We start from the raw sequence: 17,467 nt of genomic DNA, 5'->3' as shown, positions 1-17,467 counted from the left end.
CTGATTATCCTGGCGCGGGTTCTGGATTGTTGCTCCGCTCACTGTCCAGACCCAGTTCCTGGATCTTGCGCGTAATGGTGTTACGGCCGATGCCCAGAGCCTGCGCTGCTTCGATCCGCCGCCCTCCGGTGTGGGCCAGCGCCCGTGCAATCAGGACGCGCTCAAAGCTGCTGATCAGTTTCTCGTGAACCTGGCCAACACTGCCGGCGAGCAAACGGTCAACTTCCATGGCCAGTCCGCTCTCCCAGTCGAACGTCGTGGACAGTAGCGACGAATCGCGCAGTTCAGCGGGCAGGTCGGCCAGATCAACCAGTTGCCCCGGAGCCATGACGGTGAGCCAGTGACAGATGTTTTCCAGTTGTCGCACATTGCCTGGAAAATCGAGCGACGCAAGATGTCTGAGTGCCGCCTCGGAAAAGCGTTTGGCTTCGACCCCAAGATCCTGCGCGCTTTTGTGCAGAAAATGACGGGCCAGGATCGGAATATCCTCGCGCCGCTCACGCAGGCTCGGCAGACGCACGCGAATCACGTTGAGACGGTGGAAAAGATCTTCGCGAAACAAGCCTTCCTTGACTCGGGTTTCGAGATTTTGATGGGTTGCCGCAATGATGCGGACATTGGCCTTGATCGGCGAATGCCCGCCGACACGGTAATAGTTGCCGTCGGAAAGCACGCGCAGCAGGCGTGTCTGCAATTCGGCGGGCATGTCGCCGATCTCGTCGAGAAAAAGCGTACCGCCCTCGGCCTGTTCGAAACGTCCGCGCCGCTGTGCTGCGGCGCCGGTAAAAGCGCCGCGTTCGTGACCAAAAAGCTCGGATTCGAGCAGATCCTTGGGAATCGCCGCCGTATTGATGGCGATGAAGGGTTTGTCTGAACGCAGACTGTGTCGATGCACGGCACGAGCGACCAGTTCCTTGCCCGAACCCGATTCGCCAGTGATCATCACCGTCGCGTTTGACTGACTCAGGCGGCCAACAGCCCGAAAAACTTCCTGCATAGCCGGCGCCTGACCAAGAATCTCGGGCACCAGGCCAATTTCGCTCGACGCATCAATCTGGTGCAAGCTCTCGTCAATGGCCCGGCGGATCAGCTCCAGCGCCTGGTCGACATCAAAGGGTTTTGGCAAATACTCGAACGCTCCGCCCTGAAAAGCGGCGACCGCGCTGTCCAGATCCGAGTAGGCGGTCATGATGATGACCGGCAGCGAGGGGAAGCGCAGCTTGACCTGTTTGAGCAGCTCAAGCCCCGATTCACCCGGCATGCGAATGTCCGAGACCAGCACCTGTGGAGGTTCGGTGCCCAGATCGAGTTGCGAAAGCGCTTCGCTGGCCGAGGAAAAACTGCGGAAGGGCACCTGCTCTCGGGCAAGGGTCTTTTCGAGCACCCAGCGAATTGACTTGTCGTCGTCGACGATCCAGACAGGTTTCATTGTTTTATCAGACATCATGAAGAGGATGCGTAAGCTGTAGCAATTAGCTTGCCATCACCCCGTGATTAGCGGCATGCGAATCGTGAAGCAGGTGTAGCCCGGACGGCTCTCGCACTCGATCGTTCCCTGATGCTGCTGAACAAAGCTCTGTGCCAGGGTCAGGCCAAGGCCGCTGCCGCCCTGGCGACCGGAAACCAGCGGATAGAACATGCGCTCACGAATGTCATCCGGAATTCCCGGGCCGTTGTCGATCACCTGTAATTCGAGCGCCAGCCGGTAGCGCCGTTTGGCCAGCGTAACCTGCCGGCCGACCCGGGTGCGCAGCGTGATCTGGCCGACCGAGGGCTCGCCGCCAAGCGACGCCTTGATGGCCTGCGCGGCATTGCGCGCGATATTGAGAACGGCCTGAATCAGTTGCTCGCGATCACCCACCAGTTCTGGCAGGCTGGTGTCATAATCGCGGCGGACGCTAAGCGTCTGCGGGAATTCGGCGGTCAACAGGCTGCGCACCCGTTCGAGTATTTCGTGAATATTGACCGGCCCCGGCTGCATCGGCCGATGCGGCGAAAGCAGCCGCTTCATCAGATCCTGCAGGCGATCAGCTTCCTTGATGATGACCTGGGTGTATTCACGCAGGCCCGGGTTGTTAAGCTCGTGTTCGAGCAACTGCGCCGCACCGCGGATGCCCCCCAGCGGGTTCTTTATTTCGTGCGCCAGGTTGCGGATCAGTTCGCGGCTCGCCAGTTGATCGGTAATCTGACGCTCTTCACGCGAGGCCTTGAGTTGTTGATCGATCGGCCACAACTCGACGAGCAGGCGCGCCTGCGGCGAATCGGTCGGGTTGACCGTACAGTTCAGATGTAGGACCACCCCATCATTGCGCTTGAACGTGATGCTCTGGCCGGTATAACTCCAGCCCTGCGCGAAGGTATTTTCGAGCGCATCCTGGAGTGCGCCCGGGCATTCAACAACGCTGTCCAGGCGACATCCGACAAAGGTCTTGCTGCTGATCGCCAGCAGATTCTCCGCAGCGGAATTCATGTAACGGATGGCAAAATTCTCGTCGAGCAGCACCACTGACGAGGACAGCAGGTCAAGCCCGCCGAATGGATTGAGCGAGGGGTCAGGCATTTTCTTCAGGGACCAGTGACAGTGCCAGGCCAGGATCAGCGCAGCTTGGAAATCTCTTTCTGGATAGCCTCGATATTGCGCTCGTGCAAAGCCACCTTGTCCCGGTAAGGCTGCACCCGCTCATCAATCTTGCCGCCACTGATGCCGCCACCGCCTTTATTCTGCATGCGTTCATTGGGCAGTACGGTCGCCTCCTGCTCGGCAAGTTCCTTCCTGGCCTCTTCGAGATTTCTCTGCTCGGCCGCCAACTCGCTGTCGAGAATACGCCGGCGATCCGTATCGCGCGCCTTCTGCGTCGTGTCGTCAACCTTCGGAAAAGTTGCTGGCGTCGACGGTTTTACTGCCGCCCTGGGCGCTGGTGCTGGAACAGCGGCGGGGGTGCCTAGATCCATAGCCGTGCATTTGGCGCCCTTGGCGGAGGACTTGATGTTTGAGAACGATTTGTGCCCACTTTCGTCAACGCACTGATACATGACATCCGCCTGTACCGGCATCGCGGCCAGAAAAAACAATGCGACCGGAAAATACAGCTTTTGGGAATTCATCGTGTTCCTGTCCGTTGGTGGTGGCCTGAAGTCGACTACGAAGAGCAGTGTATGGGATGACCCGGTGAATTACAAACGCCGCAAGCACACGGACGGTGCACAAAAAAAGGACGGGCACGCCCGTCCTTTCCTGCCTGCTCGGCTAATAACGCATTAGCAACTGTAGTACAAATCGAATTCGACCGGGTGGGTCGTCATGCGAATCTTGTTGACCTCGTCCATTTTCAGTTCGATGTAGGCATCGATCCAGTCGTTGGAGAAGACACCACCTTGCGTTAGGAAGTCGCGATCCCTGTCGAGTTCGGACAGAGCTTCTTCAAGGCTGGCGCAAACGGTCGGGATTTTCGCATCTTCTTCTGGCGGCAGATCGTAGAGGTTCTTGTCGGCAGCATCGCCGGGGTGAATCTTGTGCTGGATGCCGTCCAGGCCGGCCATGAGCAAGGCCGTGAAGCATAAGTAAGGATTGGCGATCGGATCCGGAAAGCGGGTTTCGATGCGGCGCGCTTTGTCGGAGGCAACGTGCGGAATACGAATCGACGCCGAGCGGTTCTTGGCCGAGTACGCCAGCTTGACCGGCGCTTCGTAATGCGGAACCAGACGCTTGTACGAATTGGTGCCCGGATTAGTGATGGCATTGAGCGCCTTGGCATGCTTGATGATACCGCCAATATAGAAGAGCGCCAGTTCAGACAGGCCGGCGTAGCCGTTGCCGGCGAACAGGTTCTTGCCATCCTTCCAGATCGACTGGTGCACGTGCATTCCCGAGCCGTTGTCGCCGACGATGGGCTTGGGCATGAAGGTCGCCGTCTTGCCGTACTGGTGGGCAATGTTATGCACCACGTATTTGAGGATCTGCGTCCAGTCGGCGCGCTTGACCAGTGTGCTAAACAGGGTGCCGATTTCGCACTGACCGGCGGTGGCCACTTCGTGGTGATGCACTTCAACCGGAACGCCGAGGCTTTCCAGTGTCAGGCACATGGCCGAACGGATATCGTGCAGGCTATCGACCGGCGGCACTGGGAAATAGCCGCCTTTGACTGTTGGACGGTGCCCCGAACCGCCGCCGCCATCGCTCTTCTCACCCGAAGTCCAGGCCGCTTCCTGAGAATAGATTTTCAGGTTGCAACCGGACATATCGACGCTCCACTCGACCGAGTCGAAGATGAAAAATTCGGGTTCCGGACCAAAAAAGGCGGTGTCGCCGATACCGGTGGATTTCAGATAAGCTTCAGCGCGCTTGGCGATCGAGCGCGGATCGCGATCGTAACCACGACCATCGGCCGGATCGACAACATCACAGGTCAAAACAAGGGTTGTTTCGTCGAAGAAGGGGTCGATGTAAGCGGTCGTGGGGTCAGGCATCAACTGCATGTCAGAGGCTTGAATACCCTTCCAGCCGGCAATTGAAGAACCGTCGAAAGCGTGGCCGTTCTCAAACTTGTCTTCGCCAAAGGCGCTGACCGGAACGGTGACGTGCTGTTCCTTGCCACGGGTATCGGTGAAACGGAAATCAACAAACTTGACGTCGTTTTCCTTGACCATCTTGATTACGTCTTGCGGGCTTGCCATATGCAAAATCTCCTCAGCGGATGCCGGTGAATCCGGCGACAATAGAAAAAGGTGCTCTCGGTATCAGCAGAATCCATGCCAACTCACGCGCGGGCAACGTGGCATTGTGCCATAAGGCATTATGGCTTGCCCGGAGTATTTTTCCGCGTCCACATGGTGCGCTGTATTCAAGTTTTGCACCATAACAGTGCCTTGCCGTGTATGTTCCAGGACCGGCACGGGTGGGGCAACTGATTTATACTTTGAACTCTTAAATCTGGACCTTGCCATCATGGGAAAGCTTACCGAACTTCTTAATCTCGCCCAGGCGCGCGCGCGCGAACTCGGACTGCCCTATGCCGGCGCCCTGACGCCAAAAGAAGCCTTCGAAATTGGGCAGTTGGCCCCCGGCGCCAAACTCGTCGATGTCCGCACCCGTGCCGAGTGGGATTGGGTTGGCAGAATTCCGGGGGCCGAGGAAATTGAGTGGATGAGCTACCCGGTGAATCAGCCCAACAGCCATTTCCTCGCCCAGCTCAAGCAACAGGTCGACCCGGAAGCGCTGGTCATGTTTATTTGCCGCAGCGGCGCGCGCTCGCACAACGCCGCCTGCCTCGCCAGCCAGGCCGGCTATAGCGCGTCCTACAACGTACTTGAAGGCTTCGAGGGCGACAAGGACGCCAACGGACAGCGCGGAAAGACTGGCGGTTGGCGCCACGCCGGCCTGCCTTGGAAAAGCTGACCGCGCCGACGATCCGAGATCAGTCAATGAAGACCGCCAGCATTAATTTCGACAAATTCAACCAATTGCAGGATGCCGCCTGCCACGAGCGTATTCGCATCGCTCGCGCCAAACTTGGCCAGCGTGCGGTCATTCTCGGTCACCACTACCAGCGCGCCGATGTCTATCAATACGCCGACCTGACCGGCGACTCGCTCAAGCTCTCGCGCCTGGCCTCGCAGACCGACGCCGACTATATCGTTTTCTGCGGCGTGCATTTCATGGCCGAGGTCGCCGACTTCATGTCGAAACCGCACCAGAAGGCGATTCTGCCCGATCTGGCGGCCGGTTGCTCGATGGCCGACATGGCCAATCTGGCCAAGGTCGAACGCTGCTGGCGCGAACTGAACGAGGTGTTGAGCGCCGATGAGATGTTCACCCCGGTGACCTACATCAACTCGGCGGCTGACTTGAAAGCCTTTTGCGGCGACCATGGCGGCATTGTATGCACCTCGTCGAATGCGGAAAGGATTGCCCAATGGGCGTTCGCCCGGCGCGAGAAGATCCTGTTCTTCCCCGACCAGCATCTGGGCCGCTGGACGGGTTACAAAATGGGAATCCCGCTCGACGAAATGATGGTCTGGGATCCCGATCTCGAAATGGGTGGGCTGACTCCGGAGCAAATCCGCCAAGCCAGGCTGCTGCTCTGGAAAGGCCATTGCTCCGTGCACCAGATGTTCCAGCCAGCGCACATCTTGAAGTTCCGCAACCAGCACCCGGACGGGTTGGTCATCGCTCACCCCGAGTGCAGCTTCGAGGTATGCAAGCAGTCGGACTTCGTCGGATCGACTGAACTGATCGTCAAGACCATCAAAGAGGCCGCGCCAAACACGCGCTGGCTGGTTGGTACTGAACTCAATCTGGTCAATCGGCTGGCCGAAGAAGTAAAGCTCGAAGGCAAGACCGTCCAGTTCATGGCGCCGACCGTTTGCATGTGCTCGACGATGCAGCGCATCGACCCGCAGCACCTGGCGTGGGTGCTGGAAAATCTGGCCGAAGACAATGTCGTCAACCAGATCAAGGTGCCAGATCACGAAGCCGGCCTCGCCCGGCTGGCGCTCGATAGGATGCTAAAGGCATCGTAGGCTTGGGGCGCTTCGGCCTCGGTCAGAAAGCGCTCGATTTCTTCGAGCTTGCGCTCTGGGAGTATTTTCAATTTTTTGCATCGCAAGGAAATCGCGTATAATGCGCGGTTCTTCTTAACACTTTACTTTGTTCTTTGGAGTCCAACATGTACGCGGTCATAAAAACCGGGGGCAAGCAATATCGCGTTGTCACCGGCGAAAAATTGAAAATAGAACAGATACCGGCAGAAGTTGGCGCAGAAATCACTCTTGACCAGATCCTCATGGTAGGCGAAGGCGAGTCCGTGCAAGTCGGCACTCCCCTGCTTACCGGTGCTTCAGTCAAGGCGACTGTGCTTTCACAAGGCCGTCACGACAAGGTCACGATCTTCAAAATGCGTCGCCGCAAGCATTATCAGAAGCATCAGGGCCACCGTCAAAACTACACCGAAATCCGCATCGACGGCATCGCGGCTTAACTGAAAGGAAACTGACTCATGGCACATAAAAAAGCAGGCGGCAGTGTCCGGAACGGTCGCGACTCCGAGTCGAAGCGTCTTGGCGTAAAGCGTTACGGCGGACAGTTGGTGGTTGCCGGTAATATCATCATTCGCCAGCGTGGCACCGAGTTTCACCCGGGTGAAAACGTTGGCATGGGCAAGGATCACACCTTGTTCGCACTGGTTGAAGGTCACGTTCAATTTGCCGTCAAAGGTGAAAAGCGTCGGCGCACGGTCAGTATCGCTCCTGTTGCCTGATCGCGTAACACCTCTGCCCAAAAGCCCTATCCTGTTGGTAGGGCTTTTTAATTTCGCAGACCGAATCCACCACGGAACCGTTTCATGAAATTCATCGACGAGGCCAAAATTTACGTTGCAGCCGGCGACGGCGGCAACGGCGCCGCAACCTTCCGGCGCGAGAAGTACGAGCCGGAAGGTGGTCCAAATGGCGGTGACGGCGGCCGCGGTGGCAGTGTTTATGCGGTCGCCGATCGCAATCTCAATACCCTAATCGAATTCCGTTACTCTCGGAAATTCCTTGCCCAGCGCGGTGGCAACGGGGCGTCGAGCGATTGCTACGGCAAAGGCGGCGACGACATCACCCTGCACGTGCCGGTCGGCACCGTGATTGCCGACGTCAACAGCGACAAGATCGTCGCCGACCTCGACGTTGACGGCAAGACGGTTCTGATCGCCAAAGGCGGTCGTGGCGGCCTCGGCAACATCCATTTCAAGTCAAGCATCAATCGCGCACCTCGCCAATTCACCAAGGGTGAGCCGGGCGAAGAGCGCGATCTGCGCATGGAACTGCGCGTACTCGCCGATGTGGGTCTGCTCGGCCTGCCCAATGCCGGCAAGAGCACTTTTATCCGTGCCGTCTCGGCGGCGCGTCCGAAGGTTGCCGATTACCCTTTCACCACCATGCACCCGAATCTGGGCGTGGTTCGCGTCAATGAAAACAAGAGTTTTGTTATCGCCGACGTTCCCGGCCTGATTGAAGGGGCAGCCGAAGGCGCCGGCCTGGGCATCCGCTTTCTCAAACACTTGGCACGCACGCGCGTGCTGCTGCACATTGTCGATCTAGCACCGCCCGACCCGGAAGCCGATCCGGTTCATGACGCCCGTGCGATTGTCAGGGAACTTGAAAAATACAGCCCCGAACTTGCGGCCAAGCCACGCTGGCTGGTTCTCAACAAACTGGACCTGATCCCCGAAGACGAACGTGACCAGCGTGTCAGCGACTTTCTGACCGCCTACGGTGATGGTGATAACGCCCCCTTTTTCCGGATCAGCGCGATCAGCGGCGAAGGCTGCCGTCCCTTGATCTACAAATTGCAGGACGCGCTCGACACTTTGGCCCCGCCGCCCCCGATGGCCGATACTGCGCTTGACGAGCATTTCCCGGAAGATTTAGAAAACGACGACGCAAACACCTAGCCATGGCCCCGACCCGCATCGCTGAAGCAAAACGACTTGTCATCAAGGTAGGCTCAGCCCTCGTCACCAACAATGGCGAGGGCCTCGATCTATCAGCCATCAACGAATGGGCGCGGCAAATTGCCCAGTTGCGGCAGAGCAACAAGGAGGTTCTTCTGGTGTCCTCGGGCGCCATTGCCTGTGGTATGCAGCGCCTTGGCTGGAGCAAACGTCCGCGCGCGGTGCATGAACTTCAGGCCTGTGCTGCGGTCGGCCAGATGGGGCTAGCGCAGGTCTATGAAAGCGCTTTTGCCAGCCACGGATTGCACACTGCTCAGATCCTGCTCACACACGACGACCTCGCCGACCGTAAGCGCTACCTGAATGCGCGCTCAACCCTGTCCACCCTGCTCCAATTGGGAGTGGTGCCAATCATCAACGAAAATGACACAGTCATTACTGACGAAATCAAGTTCGGTGACAACGACACGCTCGGCGCACTGGTTGCCAATCTGGTCGACGCCGATTGTCTGATCATCCTCACCGACCAGCAGGGGCTGTTTACCGCAGATCCGCGCAAGGACTTGAGCGCCTCGCTGATTGCCGAAGCCCGTGCCGGCGACCCGGCGCTGGAAGCCATGGCCGGTGGCGCCGGAACGCAATTCGGCAAGGGCGGCATGATCACCAAAGTTATCGCTGCCAAACGCGCGGCCAGCAGTGGCACACACACCGTCATCGCCAGTGGGCGTGAGCAGAACGTCATGCCGCGGCTGGCGCTTGGCGAATCCCTCGGCACCCTGCTGGTGTCTGAGACCCAGCCACTCAATGCACGCAAGCAATGGCTGGCCGATCACCTGCTGCTTAATGGAAAACTTGTTCTCGACGACGGTGCCGTCAAGGCGCTGCGCGCGGGAAGAAGCCTGCTGCCAATCGGCGTGCTCGGCGTTCAGGGCGAATTCGAGCGTGGCGCTGCTGTTGCCTGCCTCTCAGCAGATGGCGTCGAGGTCGCCCGTGGCCTCATCAACTACGGCAGCAGCGACGCGCGACGGATTGCCCGGCGCGCCAGCCAGGACATCGAAGCGATTCTCGGTTATATCGACGAGCCCGAAATCGTTCACCGCGACAACCTTATTCTTCGCTGATCGGGCGACGCAGATTCTGAAACGGGTCGATCACCGTTTCTTACGGTCTTCGCTTGCCTGTTTCAGGTGTTCAATCCGCGGTAGAACTTGCCGTGGCTCAGGCCGGCCAGTTAGGGCGAATTCTCTAACGGTTGCCGATCGTTCAAGGGGGATAATAGCGGCACGATTGTTACGGGAGAACACTATGGGCAGCAAAACGATCTCTGAACGAAAAGCGCACTATCTCTCCGGTTGGCTGGCGCTTTTTTTATGGCTGCTGGCACTGGCAGGGGTTGTCCGGTTTTTTATCGGCAGCATTCTGTTTCGCGGTGAACTGCCCCTCGCCGGGCTGCTCAGCATCCTGCTGCTCGGATTTCTGAGCAAGGGCTTCGTCATTCTGCAGCCAAATATTGCCGGTGTGCTGATCTTCTTCGGGCGCTATTCCGGAACCATTCGCGAGGGTGGCTTCTGCTGGTTCAACCCCTTCAGCCGACGGCAGAACATCTCGTTGCGCGTCGTCAATCTCAACACCCCGACGCTCAAGGTCAATGACATGGCCGGCAACCCGATCGAAGTTGCTGCTGTCATCGCCTGGCGCGTTAACGATACCGCCAAAGCCAGCTTCGAGGTTGAAGACTATGCCGCCTTCCTCGCCATCCAAGGCGAGTCGGCGATCCGTGCAGTAAGCAGCACACGTTTCTACGACGGCGACCCGCATGGACAAAACTCATTGCGTGGCGATCTTGTCGCTGTAGCGCAAATGCTCACCGAAACGATCCAGTTACACGTCGAACTGGCCGGGCTGGAAATCATCGAAGCTAAGATCACCCACCTCGCCTACGCCCCGGAAATCGCTGCCGCGATGCTGCGCCGGCAGCAGGCCGCAGCGGTCATTGCCGCACGCCAGCTGATCGTCGAAGGCGCCGTCGGCATGGTCAAGATGGCGCTCGACAAATTGCAGGCCGATGGCGTGGTCACCCTGTCCGACGCCGATCGGGTGCAGCTTGCCAGCAATCTACTCACCGTACTGGTTTCCGAGTCGGAGACGCAACCGGTGCTCTCGATGTCGCAGTCGCGATAGCTTGGAGCAGTCACAAGTTGCTCGCAATTGAGGAATCACCAATGCCCGCCAATCTAAGCGATCTTCTGGGTACCGCCCTGGCCGCGCGCCACACCCTGCTTGAACAACTACACGCCGAGCAAACCAATGCCTACCGCCTCTTTCATGGCAGCGTCGAGGGGGGGCCGGACTGACGGTTGATCGCTATGGCGACGTATTGCTGGCGCAGAGTTTCCACCGACCGCTGGAGGCGAGTCTGCTGGCTGAACTTGAAACGTTCTACGCTGGCGTATTTCCCGCACTGCCCGTGTTTTACAACGATCGCAGCCAGGCCAACTCGAGAATCGCCAATGCGCTGCCGTCCGAGAGTATTGCCGCCGCTCACGAGTTACGCCAGTTTCAGGAGATGGGCGTCAATTATCGCTTTCAGGCGCGACACGCCGGGCAGGACCCCTGGCTCTTCCTCGATCTGCGTGCTGGTCGTCGCCGTGTGATGCAGGAAAGCGCCGGAAAATCGCTGCTCAACCTCTTTGCCTATACCTGTGGCGTCGGTATTGCCGCCGCCAGGGCCGGCGCGCGGCACGTGGTGAATGTGGACTTTTCCGAAGCGAGCATCGCCATCGGCAAGGACAATGCGCGTCTGAACGACTTGCCGATTCGCCTGCGTTTCGTCAAAAGCGACGCCTTCGCCGCGTTGCGTCAGCTCTCCGGGCAGGGACAGGCGCAGATGGTGCGCGGAAAACGCATGCCCCCCTTTCCCAAGCTCGATGCGCACCAGTTCGACGTCGTATTTCTCGATCCGCCGCGTTATGCCAAGAGCCCGTTTGGCGTCGTCGATTTGGTCAACGATTATGCCGCACTGTTCAAGCCGGCGCTGTTGTGCACCGCTGAAGGCGGCACGCTGATCTGCTGCAATAACGTTGCCGAGGTCAACTCCGAAACCTGGCTTGATCAACTCGAACGCAGCGCGCGCAAGGCCAGGAGAGGGATTCGTGACGTCGAGTGGATTGCGCCCGAAGCAGATTTTCCAAGCTCAGACGGGCAGGCGCCGCTGAAAATTGCGTTGCTGCATGTTTGACTTCAGCTCACTCGCGCCTCGAAACCATTTTCCAAAAACAGCGAAACCATGACCATTTCATGAAAACTCCGAAAAGACTCGCCGCGATGGTTGAAGAGGGCCTCGTCGACGAGGTGATTGGCCAACTAATGAGCGGCAAGGAGGCCACCGTCTACGTTGTTCGTTGTGGTGAGCATATCCGTTGCGCCAAGGTTTACAAGGAAGCCAATCAGCGCAGCTTCCGCAATAACGCTTCCTACCAGGAAGGGCGCAAGGTCAAGAACAGCCGGCAGGCGCGCGCCATGGAAAAAGGCAGCCGTTACGGGCGCAAGATGCAGGAGGAAGTCTGGCAAAGCGCCGAGGTCGATGCCCTGTACCGCCTATCTGCCGCCGGTGTGCGGGTTCCACAGCCGCATATCTGCTTCGCGGGGGTCTTGCTGATGGATCTGGTGGTCGACGCTGAAGGTCATCCGGCGCCGCGTCTGAATGATGTCGAACTCTCCGAGGAACTAGCGCTGAAATTTTATGACATACTCATCAATCAGGTGGTGCGCATGCTCTGCGCCGGTGTCATTCACGGCGACCTTTCCGAATACAACATCCTGGTCGGTGCCGACGGCCCGGTGATCATCGACCTGCCGCAAGCGATCGATGCGGCGGGCAACAGCAACGCCGCCGAATTGCTAGCGCGCGACGTCAATAACCTGCGCAGCTATTTTGGCGCCTTCGCCCCCTCGCTCAATGACAGCCAGTACGGCAAGGAAATCTGGGCGCACTACGAAAGCGGCCTGCTGACCCCAGAACTGCCCTTGACCGGCCGCGTCGAGCTTGACGAAAGTCTCGCCGACGTCGATGCGGTGCTGTTGCAGGTCGAGATGGCAATCAGGGAAAACGAGATTCGCCGCATGTGCCGGGAGGAATAAGAGTCAATCCCTGACGGTTTATACTCCCCATTTTAGGGACTAAAATCCCCAATTCAGGGATGTTTGACGCAGAACACATTCAGATGATGAATTTCGCTCGGAATACTCGGAGCGTGGTTTAAATTGGATCGCCAATTTTCGTGCTTGATGAGCAGAAAATGCTGCCAAACAGCAGACAACGGAAGAACTCCGTTCCCCGTCCCATTTTTGACCTCCTAGCGGTTCTTTGTCGGTGACATTGTCGTTTGTCGCGCTTCAAATAAATCGGAGCCAGCATACTCGCATCCCGACGGAGTGGCTGAATCCGGCCGACTTGAGCCGGGGGGCTGGGCAATGAACGCTAAATATCCGATGGGAGCTTGGAGGCCATCATCTCCTTCCGGTCGATCTTGCGCCCGTCGACAATGAACGTTCCGTCACCAACAGCGTGAACCATACGCCTCTCCTTGCGTGTGGTATCGAGGTATGCGGCAACCGCTTCTAACACGACAATGTTGTGCTTTTGGATGATGTCGATGACCCTGCACTCGATGTTGGCGAGGCACTCCTTGATCAAGGGCGGCCTGACGAGCTTGGCCTGCACTGGGGTGAGCTTAAACCGGGCAAACTTGTCTGTATCCGCCCCGGAGCACGTCCCTATGCCAACCACCTTATCCAGTAGGTCGACGGTGGGAATGGCAATGACGCACTCCCGATTCTCTCGCAACGCCGCGAAGGAGTGATTCCACTCACCCGTGGTGATAGCAAATACCGGAGTGAAATCCATCACCATGGTCCAGGAAATAGTCATGATGTTGTCTTTTTTCCCGTCATGCGTCGTCACAAGGACCACAGGCCCTGACTCCATCAGAGTAAAAGCCTTGCTCAGTTTCAGCGGGCGCATGAGAGCACCTCCGATAGCCATGCCAAGCTTGCGCGCTTGATGTTGCCTGCGAGACGCAATAGGGCATTACAGCCGACGCGAGCATCCGTTGTGGAGTAGTCAAATGGCCGAACTGAGACCGATTCTCTCTTGACGATTAAATATGCCATAAAATTATTTCAGCGCGCAATCTGAATTCGTTCATGGAAATCAAACTCCCATTTAAAAGGGCTCTTCTGGTTCAAGGCTCAGGCCCAGATTCCCAACTCCGTCATCTGCCTTGTCGCCGCCTCGGCCCAGCCGCGGTTGGCAGCCGGGCTGGCCGGGCTCGGGTGCAGCACCTTGCTGATGCGCACACCCATTCCGTCCAGCGCCTGCGCTGCACGTGCTTCGGCAAAGCCACCGACGCCGATCACCCACTGCGGTTCGAGCGCCGTCATCAGCGCTCTGAGGTGCTGGTCGCAGGCTGCGTAGAGTGGCATCGTTTCGGCGGCGGACAACTTGTCCGGGGTGAGGTTGCGACCGCCGTCGAAAAACGCTAGCGGGCAGTAGTTGGCGACAAAATGCTCGGCGAAGAAGTCGTCGGCGCTGGCAAAACGCTGGGCAAACAGGCCCCACAGGCGCCGGCCGCTGACCTCGGAGCGGGTGCAGGCAAAGCCCTCGATTGGACGTTTTGGGTTTTCCCGTTCCGGCTGTTTGACTTTGGCCTCGATTCCCATCCAGTCGCGAACGGCGGCGATTTCGCCAAAGGGAACACCGCATTGCACCATGCCGAAGGGGCCAGGATTCATGCCAATGAAAACCACCTTCTTGCGACTGGCGCCATAGCTGCGCAGATACAACTCATGCGGGGCCCAGGCGTAGTCGAGCGGATTGTAGCGGTGTGACACGGGTGGGGCGAAAGCGAGATTTTCGACCCTGGCCGACAATTCGCGGGCGGCGGCGATCAGTGTTTCGGCGATGGTTTGCTCAGGCAACGGGCACTCCTTTTACAGGGGGCGGTGGCGGAGGTGTATTCCACGGCGCCACGCGCGATAGCAGCAGCATGCCGGGAACCGCCAGCACGGTGCATAGCAGGAAGAAGTGAAACCAGCCCATACTTTCGACCAGAGCGCCTGCCGAGGCATTGATGAAGGTGCGCGGGACGGCGGCCAGGCTGGTGAACAAGGCAAACTGGGTGGCCGTGTAGGCCGGGTGCGTAGCGCGCGCAATGAAGGCGACAAAGGCGGCGGTGCCCAGGCCAACGCCGAGCGCCTCGACACCGATGACGGCGGCCAGCGCCAGACGCTGGTCGACGCCGATGACTGTCTGCGGCCCGAGCCAGGCGAGCATCGCAAAGCCGAGAATCGAAACGAGTTGCACGACGCCGAACAGCCACAGCGCGCGATTGATTCCTAGGCGTACCATCCACAGGCCGCCGAGCAGGCCGCCGATCACTGCCGGCCACAGGCCGGCGTGCTTGGCGATCAGGCCGACGTCGGTTTTCGTGAAGCCCATGTCGAGATAAAAGGGGGTGGCCAGCGCGGTGCACAGCGAGTCGCCGAGCTTGTAGAGGAAAATGAAGGCCAGCACCCGCAGCGCGCCATGCAAACCGGCGCGCCCCATGAATTCATTGAAGGGTTCGACGACGGCCTGACGCAGGGTTCTTGGCGCGGCATGGGCAGCGGCTGGTTCTTTGACCAGCAGGATCATAACCATGCCGGGCAGCATGAAGGCGGCAGTGATCCAGAAGACCTGCGACCACGGCAAGAGGTCGGCCAGAATCAGCGACAGCGAACCCGGGACCAGCCCGGCGACGCGGTAAGCATTGACATGCACGGCGTTGCCCAGGCCCAGTTCGAGTTCAGAGAGCAACTCGCGCCGATAGGCATCGAGCGCGATGTCCTGGGTCGCGGAGAAAAGTGCGAGCAAGGTCGCGATCCACAGCACCGGAGCAATGTTGTCCCGCGGCGAAAACCCGCCGAGCAGGCCGATGCACAGCAGCAGGCTGATCTGCATGAGCAGGGCCCAGCTGCGCCGCCGGCCAAGCAGGGGCAGGGCATAACGATCGAGGAAGGGAGACCAGAGAAACTTCCAGGTGTAGGGGATCTGGACCAGAGCAAAAAAACCGATGGTTTTGAGATTGACCCCCTCGCTGCGCAGCCATGCCGGGAGAAGATTAAGCAGCAGGTAGAGCGGCAGGCCAGAGCTAAAACCGGTGAACACGCAGATCAACATCTTGCGCGTCAGCAAGACGCGCAGAGCGTCTGGCAACTCCCCTGGCATCAGGTTTTTTGACCGAGACGGTAAAAGGCCAGGCTGCCATTCAGATTGGGGTCGTCGTTCACCTCTTGCCCGTTTTCGTCAAAAGCCAGGCGTTCGCGGATTTTGATATCGAGCTTGCCGCACAGCGCCTCAAAGTCAGCGATGGTGAAAAAGCGCACGTTTGGCGTCTCGTACCACTGATAAGGCAGATTCTCGGACACCGGCATGTGCCCCTGCGCAATTGCTGCCCGATTGGCGCGATAGGCGAAATTCGGGAAACTGACGACGGCCTCTTCGGCAACACGCAACATCTCGCCCAGGATGCGTTCGGTGGCATGCATGGCCTGCAAGGCCTGGGAAATGATGACGTGATTGAAGGACTGGTTCTCAAAGCCCGAGAGCCCTCTTTCAATGTCAATCTGGATCACGTCGACGTCGTTGCGAATGCAGTTGAGTACGCTCTGGGGATCGATCTCGACGCCATAACCGGTGACCCCCTTGGTTTCGCGCAGATAGCGCAGCAATCGTCCGTCACCGCAGCCGAGGTCGAGTACCCGCTCAGCGGGCGGAATCCAGTTGGCGATGACGGCGAAGTCGAAACGCTCCCGTTCTTTGGCCGTAAAGTTCATACGGATATATTCTCCAGATAAGCGCGCAGCACGGCGTGATAGTGGGCGTCATCAAGCAAAAATGAGTCATGCCCGGCGTCGCAGTCGATCTCGGCGTAGGCGACATGGCGCTGGTTGTGCAGCAGGGCGAAGACGATTTCGCGCGAGCGAGCCGGGGCAAAGCGCCAGTCGGTTGAGAAGCTGGCGACAAAAAAACGGGCCTTGGCGCGCGCCAGTGCCGCAGCTAGGTCGCCGTTATAGGCGTAAGCCGGGTCAAAATAGTCGAGCGCCTTGGTGGTGATCAGATAGGTGTTGGCGTCGAAAAAACCGGCGAACTTGTCGCCCTGATAACGCAGGTAGGATTCGATCTCGAAGTCGACGTCGTAGCTGAAACGATGCTCGCCATGGCGCAACTGGCGGCCAAATTTCTCGCCCATCTGGCTGTCTGAAAGGTAGGTGATGTGGCCGACCATGCGCGCCAGCCGTAAGCCATTGGTCGGCACCAGACCATGTTCGGCGTAATGTCCGCCGCGAAAATCGGGGTCGGAGATGATGGCCTGCCGGGCCACTTCGTTGAAGGCGATGTTCTGTGCTGAAAGTTTGGGTGCCGAGGCAATCACCATGGCATGCCGGATGCGATCGGGAAACTGCAACGACCACTCGAGCGCCTGCATGCCGCCCAGGCTGCCACCGATGACTGCGGCCCAGGTGTCTACGCCTAAGTGGTTGGCAAGCCGGGCATGCGCCGCAACCCAGTCCTCGACCGTGACCATCGGAAAATCAGCACCGTAATGTTTTCCGGTTTCCGGATTGATCGACAACGGCCCGGTTGAACCGTAGCAACCGCCGAGATTGTTGACTCCGACGACAAAGAACTTGTTGGTATCGAGCGGCTTACCCGGGCCGATGAGGTTGTCCCACCAGCCAAGATCCTTCGGCCTGTCGGCATAAACACCGGCGACGTGATGGCCGCCGGACAATGCGTGGCAAACCAGCACGGCATTTGAACGCGCCGCATTAAGCGCGCCATAGGTTTCGAAGGCGAGTTCAAAACCGGGCAGCACGGCGCCGCTTTTCAAAACGATCGGCTCATCGAAACGGACCCGTTGCGCAGCAACGACTCCGACTGAATTTTTTGGTGACATATTTTATGCTTAAAGGGAGTAGTTAACCACAAC

General features: G+C 58.6%; 19 protein-coding genes. 10 read left to right on the top strand and 9 right to left on the bottom strand.

All coding sequences use genetic code 11. The annotated features are described in order from the left end of the window. Window positions 1–4: 4 nt before the first annotated feature. The 4 genes from ntrC to glnA all read right to left on the bottom strand — a co-directional run bounded on the left by ntrC (window position 5) and on the right by glnA (window position 4,674). A complete protein-coding gene (gene ntrC / locus Q1J43_RS04750; protein WP_301101241.1) occupies window positions 5–1,429 on the bottom strand; it encodes a nitrogen regulation protein NR(I) in 1,425 nt (474 codons plus the stop codon). A gap of 54 nt (window positions 1,430–1,483) precedes the next feature. Further along, complete coding sequence (glnL, locus tag Q1J43_RS04745) at window positions 1,484–2,560, bottom strand: nitrogen regulation protein NR(II) (RefSeq protein WP_301101240.1); 1,077 nt, start codon at window positions 2,558–2,560, stop codon at window positions 1,484–1,486. Between the two features lie 35 nt (window positions 2,561–2,595). Continuing rightward, window positions 2,596–3,105, bottom strand: coding sequence for a DUF4124 domain-containing protein (locus Q1J43_RS04740; protein WP_301101239.1), 510 nt, complete (start codon window positions 3,103–3,105; stop codon window positions 2,596–2,598). 153 nt (window positions 3,106–3,258) lie between these two features. Then, complete coding sequence (gene glnA / locus Q1J43_RS04735) at window positions 3,259–4,674, bottom strand: type I glutamate--ammonia ligase (RefSeq protein WP_301101238.1); 1,416 nt, start codon at window positions 4,672–4,674, stop codon at window positions 3,259–3,261. A 271-nt stretch (window positions 4,675–4,945) separates the two neighbouring features. On the opposite strand from glnA, the gene Q1J43_RS04730 reads away from it, so the two are divergent. From Q1J43_RS04730 to Q1J43_RS04685, 10 genes are all read left to right on the top strand, one after another. Further along, complete coding sequence (locus tag Q1J43_RS04730; protein ID WP_301101237.1) at window positions 4,946–5,395, top strand: rhodanese-like domain-containing protein; 450 nt, start codon at window positions 4,946–4,948, stop codon at window positions 5,393–5,395. A gap of 26 nt (window positions 5,396–5,421) precedes the next feature. After that, window positions 5,422–6,519 carry a quinolinate synthase NadA gene (nadA, locus tag Q1J43_RS04725; protein ID WP_301101236.1) on the top strand — a complete coding sequence of 366 codons (1,098 nt, stop codon included), beginning with the start codon at window positions 5,422–5,424 and terminating at the stop codon, window positions 6,517–6,519. 146 nt (window positions 6,520–6,665) lie between these two features. Continuing rightward, a complete protein-coding gene (gene rplU, locus Q1J43_RS04720; protein ID WP_301101234.1) occupies window positions 6,666–6,977 on the top strand; it encodes a 50S ribosomal protein L21 in 312 nt (103 codons plus the stop codon). An 18-nt stretch (window positions 6,978–6,995) separates the two neighbouring features. Beyond that, complete coding sequence (gene rpmA / locus Q1J43_RS04715; protein ID WP_301101233.1) at window positions 6,996–7,256, top strand: 50S ribosomal protein L27; 261 nt, start codon at window positions 6,996–6,998, stop codon at window positions 7,254–7,256. Window positions 7,257–7,340: 84 nt separating this feature from the next. After that, on the top strand, window positions 7,341–8,435 hold the full coding sequence (gene cgtA / locus Q1J43_RS04710; protein WP_301101232.1) for an Obg family GTPase CgtA: 1,095 nt from the start codon (window positions 7,341–7,343) through the stop codon (window positions 8,433–8,435). A gap of 2 nt (window positions 8,436–8,437) precedes the next feature. Further along, window positions 8,438–9,556, top strand: coding sequence for a glutamate 5-kinase (gene proB / locus Q1J43_RS04705; RefSeq protein ID WP_301101231.1), 1,119 nt, complete (start codon window positions 8,438–8,440; stop codon window positions 9,554–9,556). A 184-nt stretch (window positions 9,557–9,740) separates the two neighbouring features. Beyond that, window positions 9,741–10,616 carry an SPFH domain-containing protein gene (locus Q1J43_RS04700; RefSeq protein ID WP_301101230.1) on the top strand — a complete coding sequence of 292 codons (876 nt, stop codon included), beginning with the start codon at window positions 9,741–9,743 and terminating at the stop codon, window positions 10,614–10,616. A gap of 41 nt (window positions 10,617–10,657) precedes the next feature. After that, entirely contained in the window at window positions 10,658–10,789 is a 132-nt protein-coding gene (locus tag Q1J43_RS04695; RefSeq protein ID WP_301101229.1) for a hypothetical protein, read from the top strand. A 23-nt stretch (window positions 10,790–10,812) separates the two neighbouring features. Beyond that, the gene (locus tag Q1J43_RS04690; protein ID WP_301101228.1) at window positions 10,813–11,673 is read left to right on the top strand and encodes a class I SAM-dependent methyltransferase; all 861 of its coding nucleotides are present in this window, start codon (window positions 10,813–10,815) and stop codon (window positions 11,671–11,673) included. A 59-nt stretch (window positions 11,674–11,732) separates the two neighbouring features. After that, window positions 11,733–12,575 (top strand): PA4780 family RIO1-like protein kinase, encoded by an 843-nt coding sequence (locus tag Q1J43_RS04685; protein WP_301101227.1) that lies wholly within the window; start codon window positions 11,733–11,735, stop codon window positions 12,573–12,575. 340 nt (window positions 12,576–12,915) lie between these two features. Here the strand turns inward: Q1J43_RS04685 and Q1J43_RS04680 are convergent, their stop codons facing one another. The 5 genes from Q1J43_RS04680 to Q1J43_RS04660 all read right to left on the bottom strand — a co-directional run bounded on the left by Q1J43_RS04680 (window position 12,916) and on the right by Q1J43_RS04660 (window position 17,434). Then, entirely contained in the window at window positions 12,916–13,458 is a 543-nt protein-coding gene (locus tag Q1J43_RS04680) for a flavin reductase family protein (protein ID WP_301101226.1), read from the bottom strand. Window positions 13,459–13,685: 227 nt separating this feature from the next. Continuing rightward, a complete protein-coding gene (locus tag Q1J43_RS04675) occupies window positions 13,686–14,414 on the bottom strand; it encodes a uracil-DNA glycosylase family protein (protein WP_301101225.1) in 729 nt (242 codons plus the stop codon). Further along, window positions 14,407–15,702 carry an AmpG family muropeptide MFS transporter gene (locus tag Q1J43_RS04670; RefSeq protein WP_301101224.1) on the bottom strand — a complete coding sequence of 432 codons (1,296 nt, stop codon included), beginning with the start codon at window positions 15,700–15,702 and terminating at the stop codon, window positions 14,407–14,409. Before Q1J43_RS04670 ends, Q1J43_RS04675 begins: the two co-directional genes overlap by 8 nt. Further along, window positions 15,702–16,310, bottom strand: coding sequence for a methionine biosynthesis protein MetW (gene metW, locus Q1J43_RS04665; protein WP_301101223.1), 609 nt, complete (start codon window positions 16,308–16,310; stop codon window positions 15,702–15,704). Before metW ends, Q1J43_RS04670 begins: the two co-directional genes overlap by 1 nt. Next, window positions 16,307–17,434, bottom strand: a complete 1,128-nt coding sequence (locus Q1J43_RS04660) for a homoserine O-acetyltransferase (RefSeq protein WP_301101222.1) — start codon at window positions 17,432–17,434, stop codon at window positions 16,307–16,309. Before Q1J43_RS04660 ends, metW begins: the two co-directional genes overlap by 4 nt. Between the last annotated feature and the right edge of the window lie 33 nt (window positions 17,435–17,467).

This window comes from Propionivibrio sp. (assembly GCF_029255185.1).
In the GTDB taxonomy this organism is placed as follows: domain Bacteria; phylum Pseudomonadota; class Gammaproteobacteria; order Burkholderiales; family Rhodocyclaceae; genus Propionivibrio.
The sequence above is the reverse complement of the archived record's forward strand: the minus strand, read 5'-3'. Positions and strand labels throughout refer to the sequence as shown.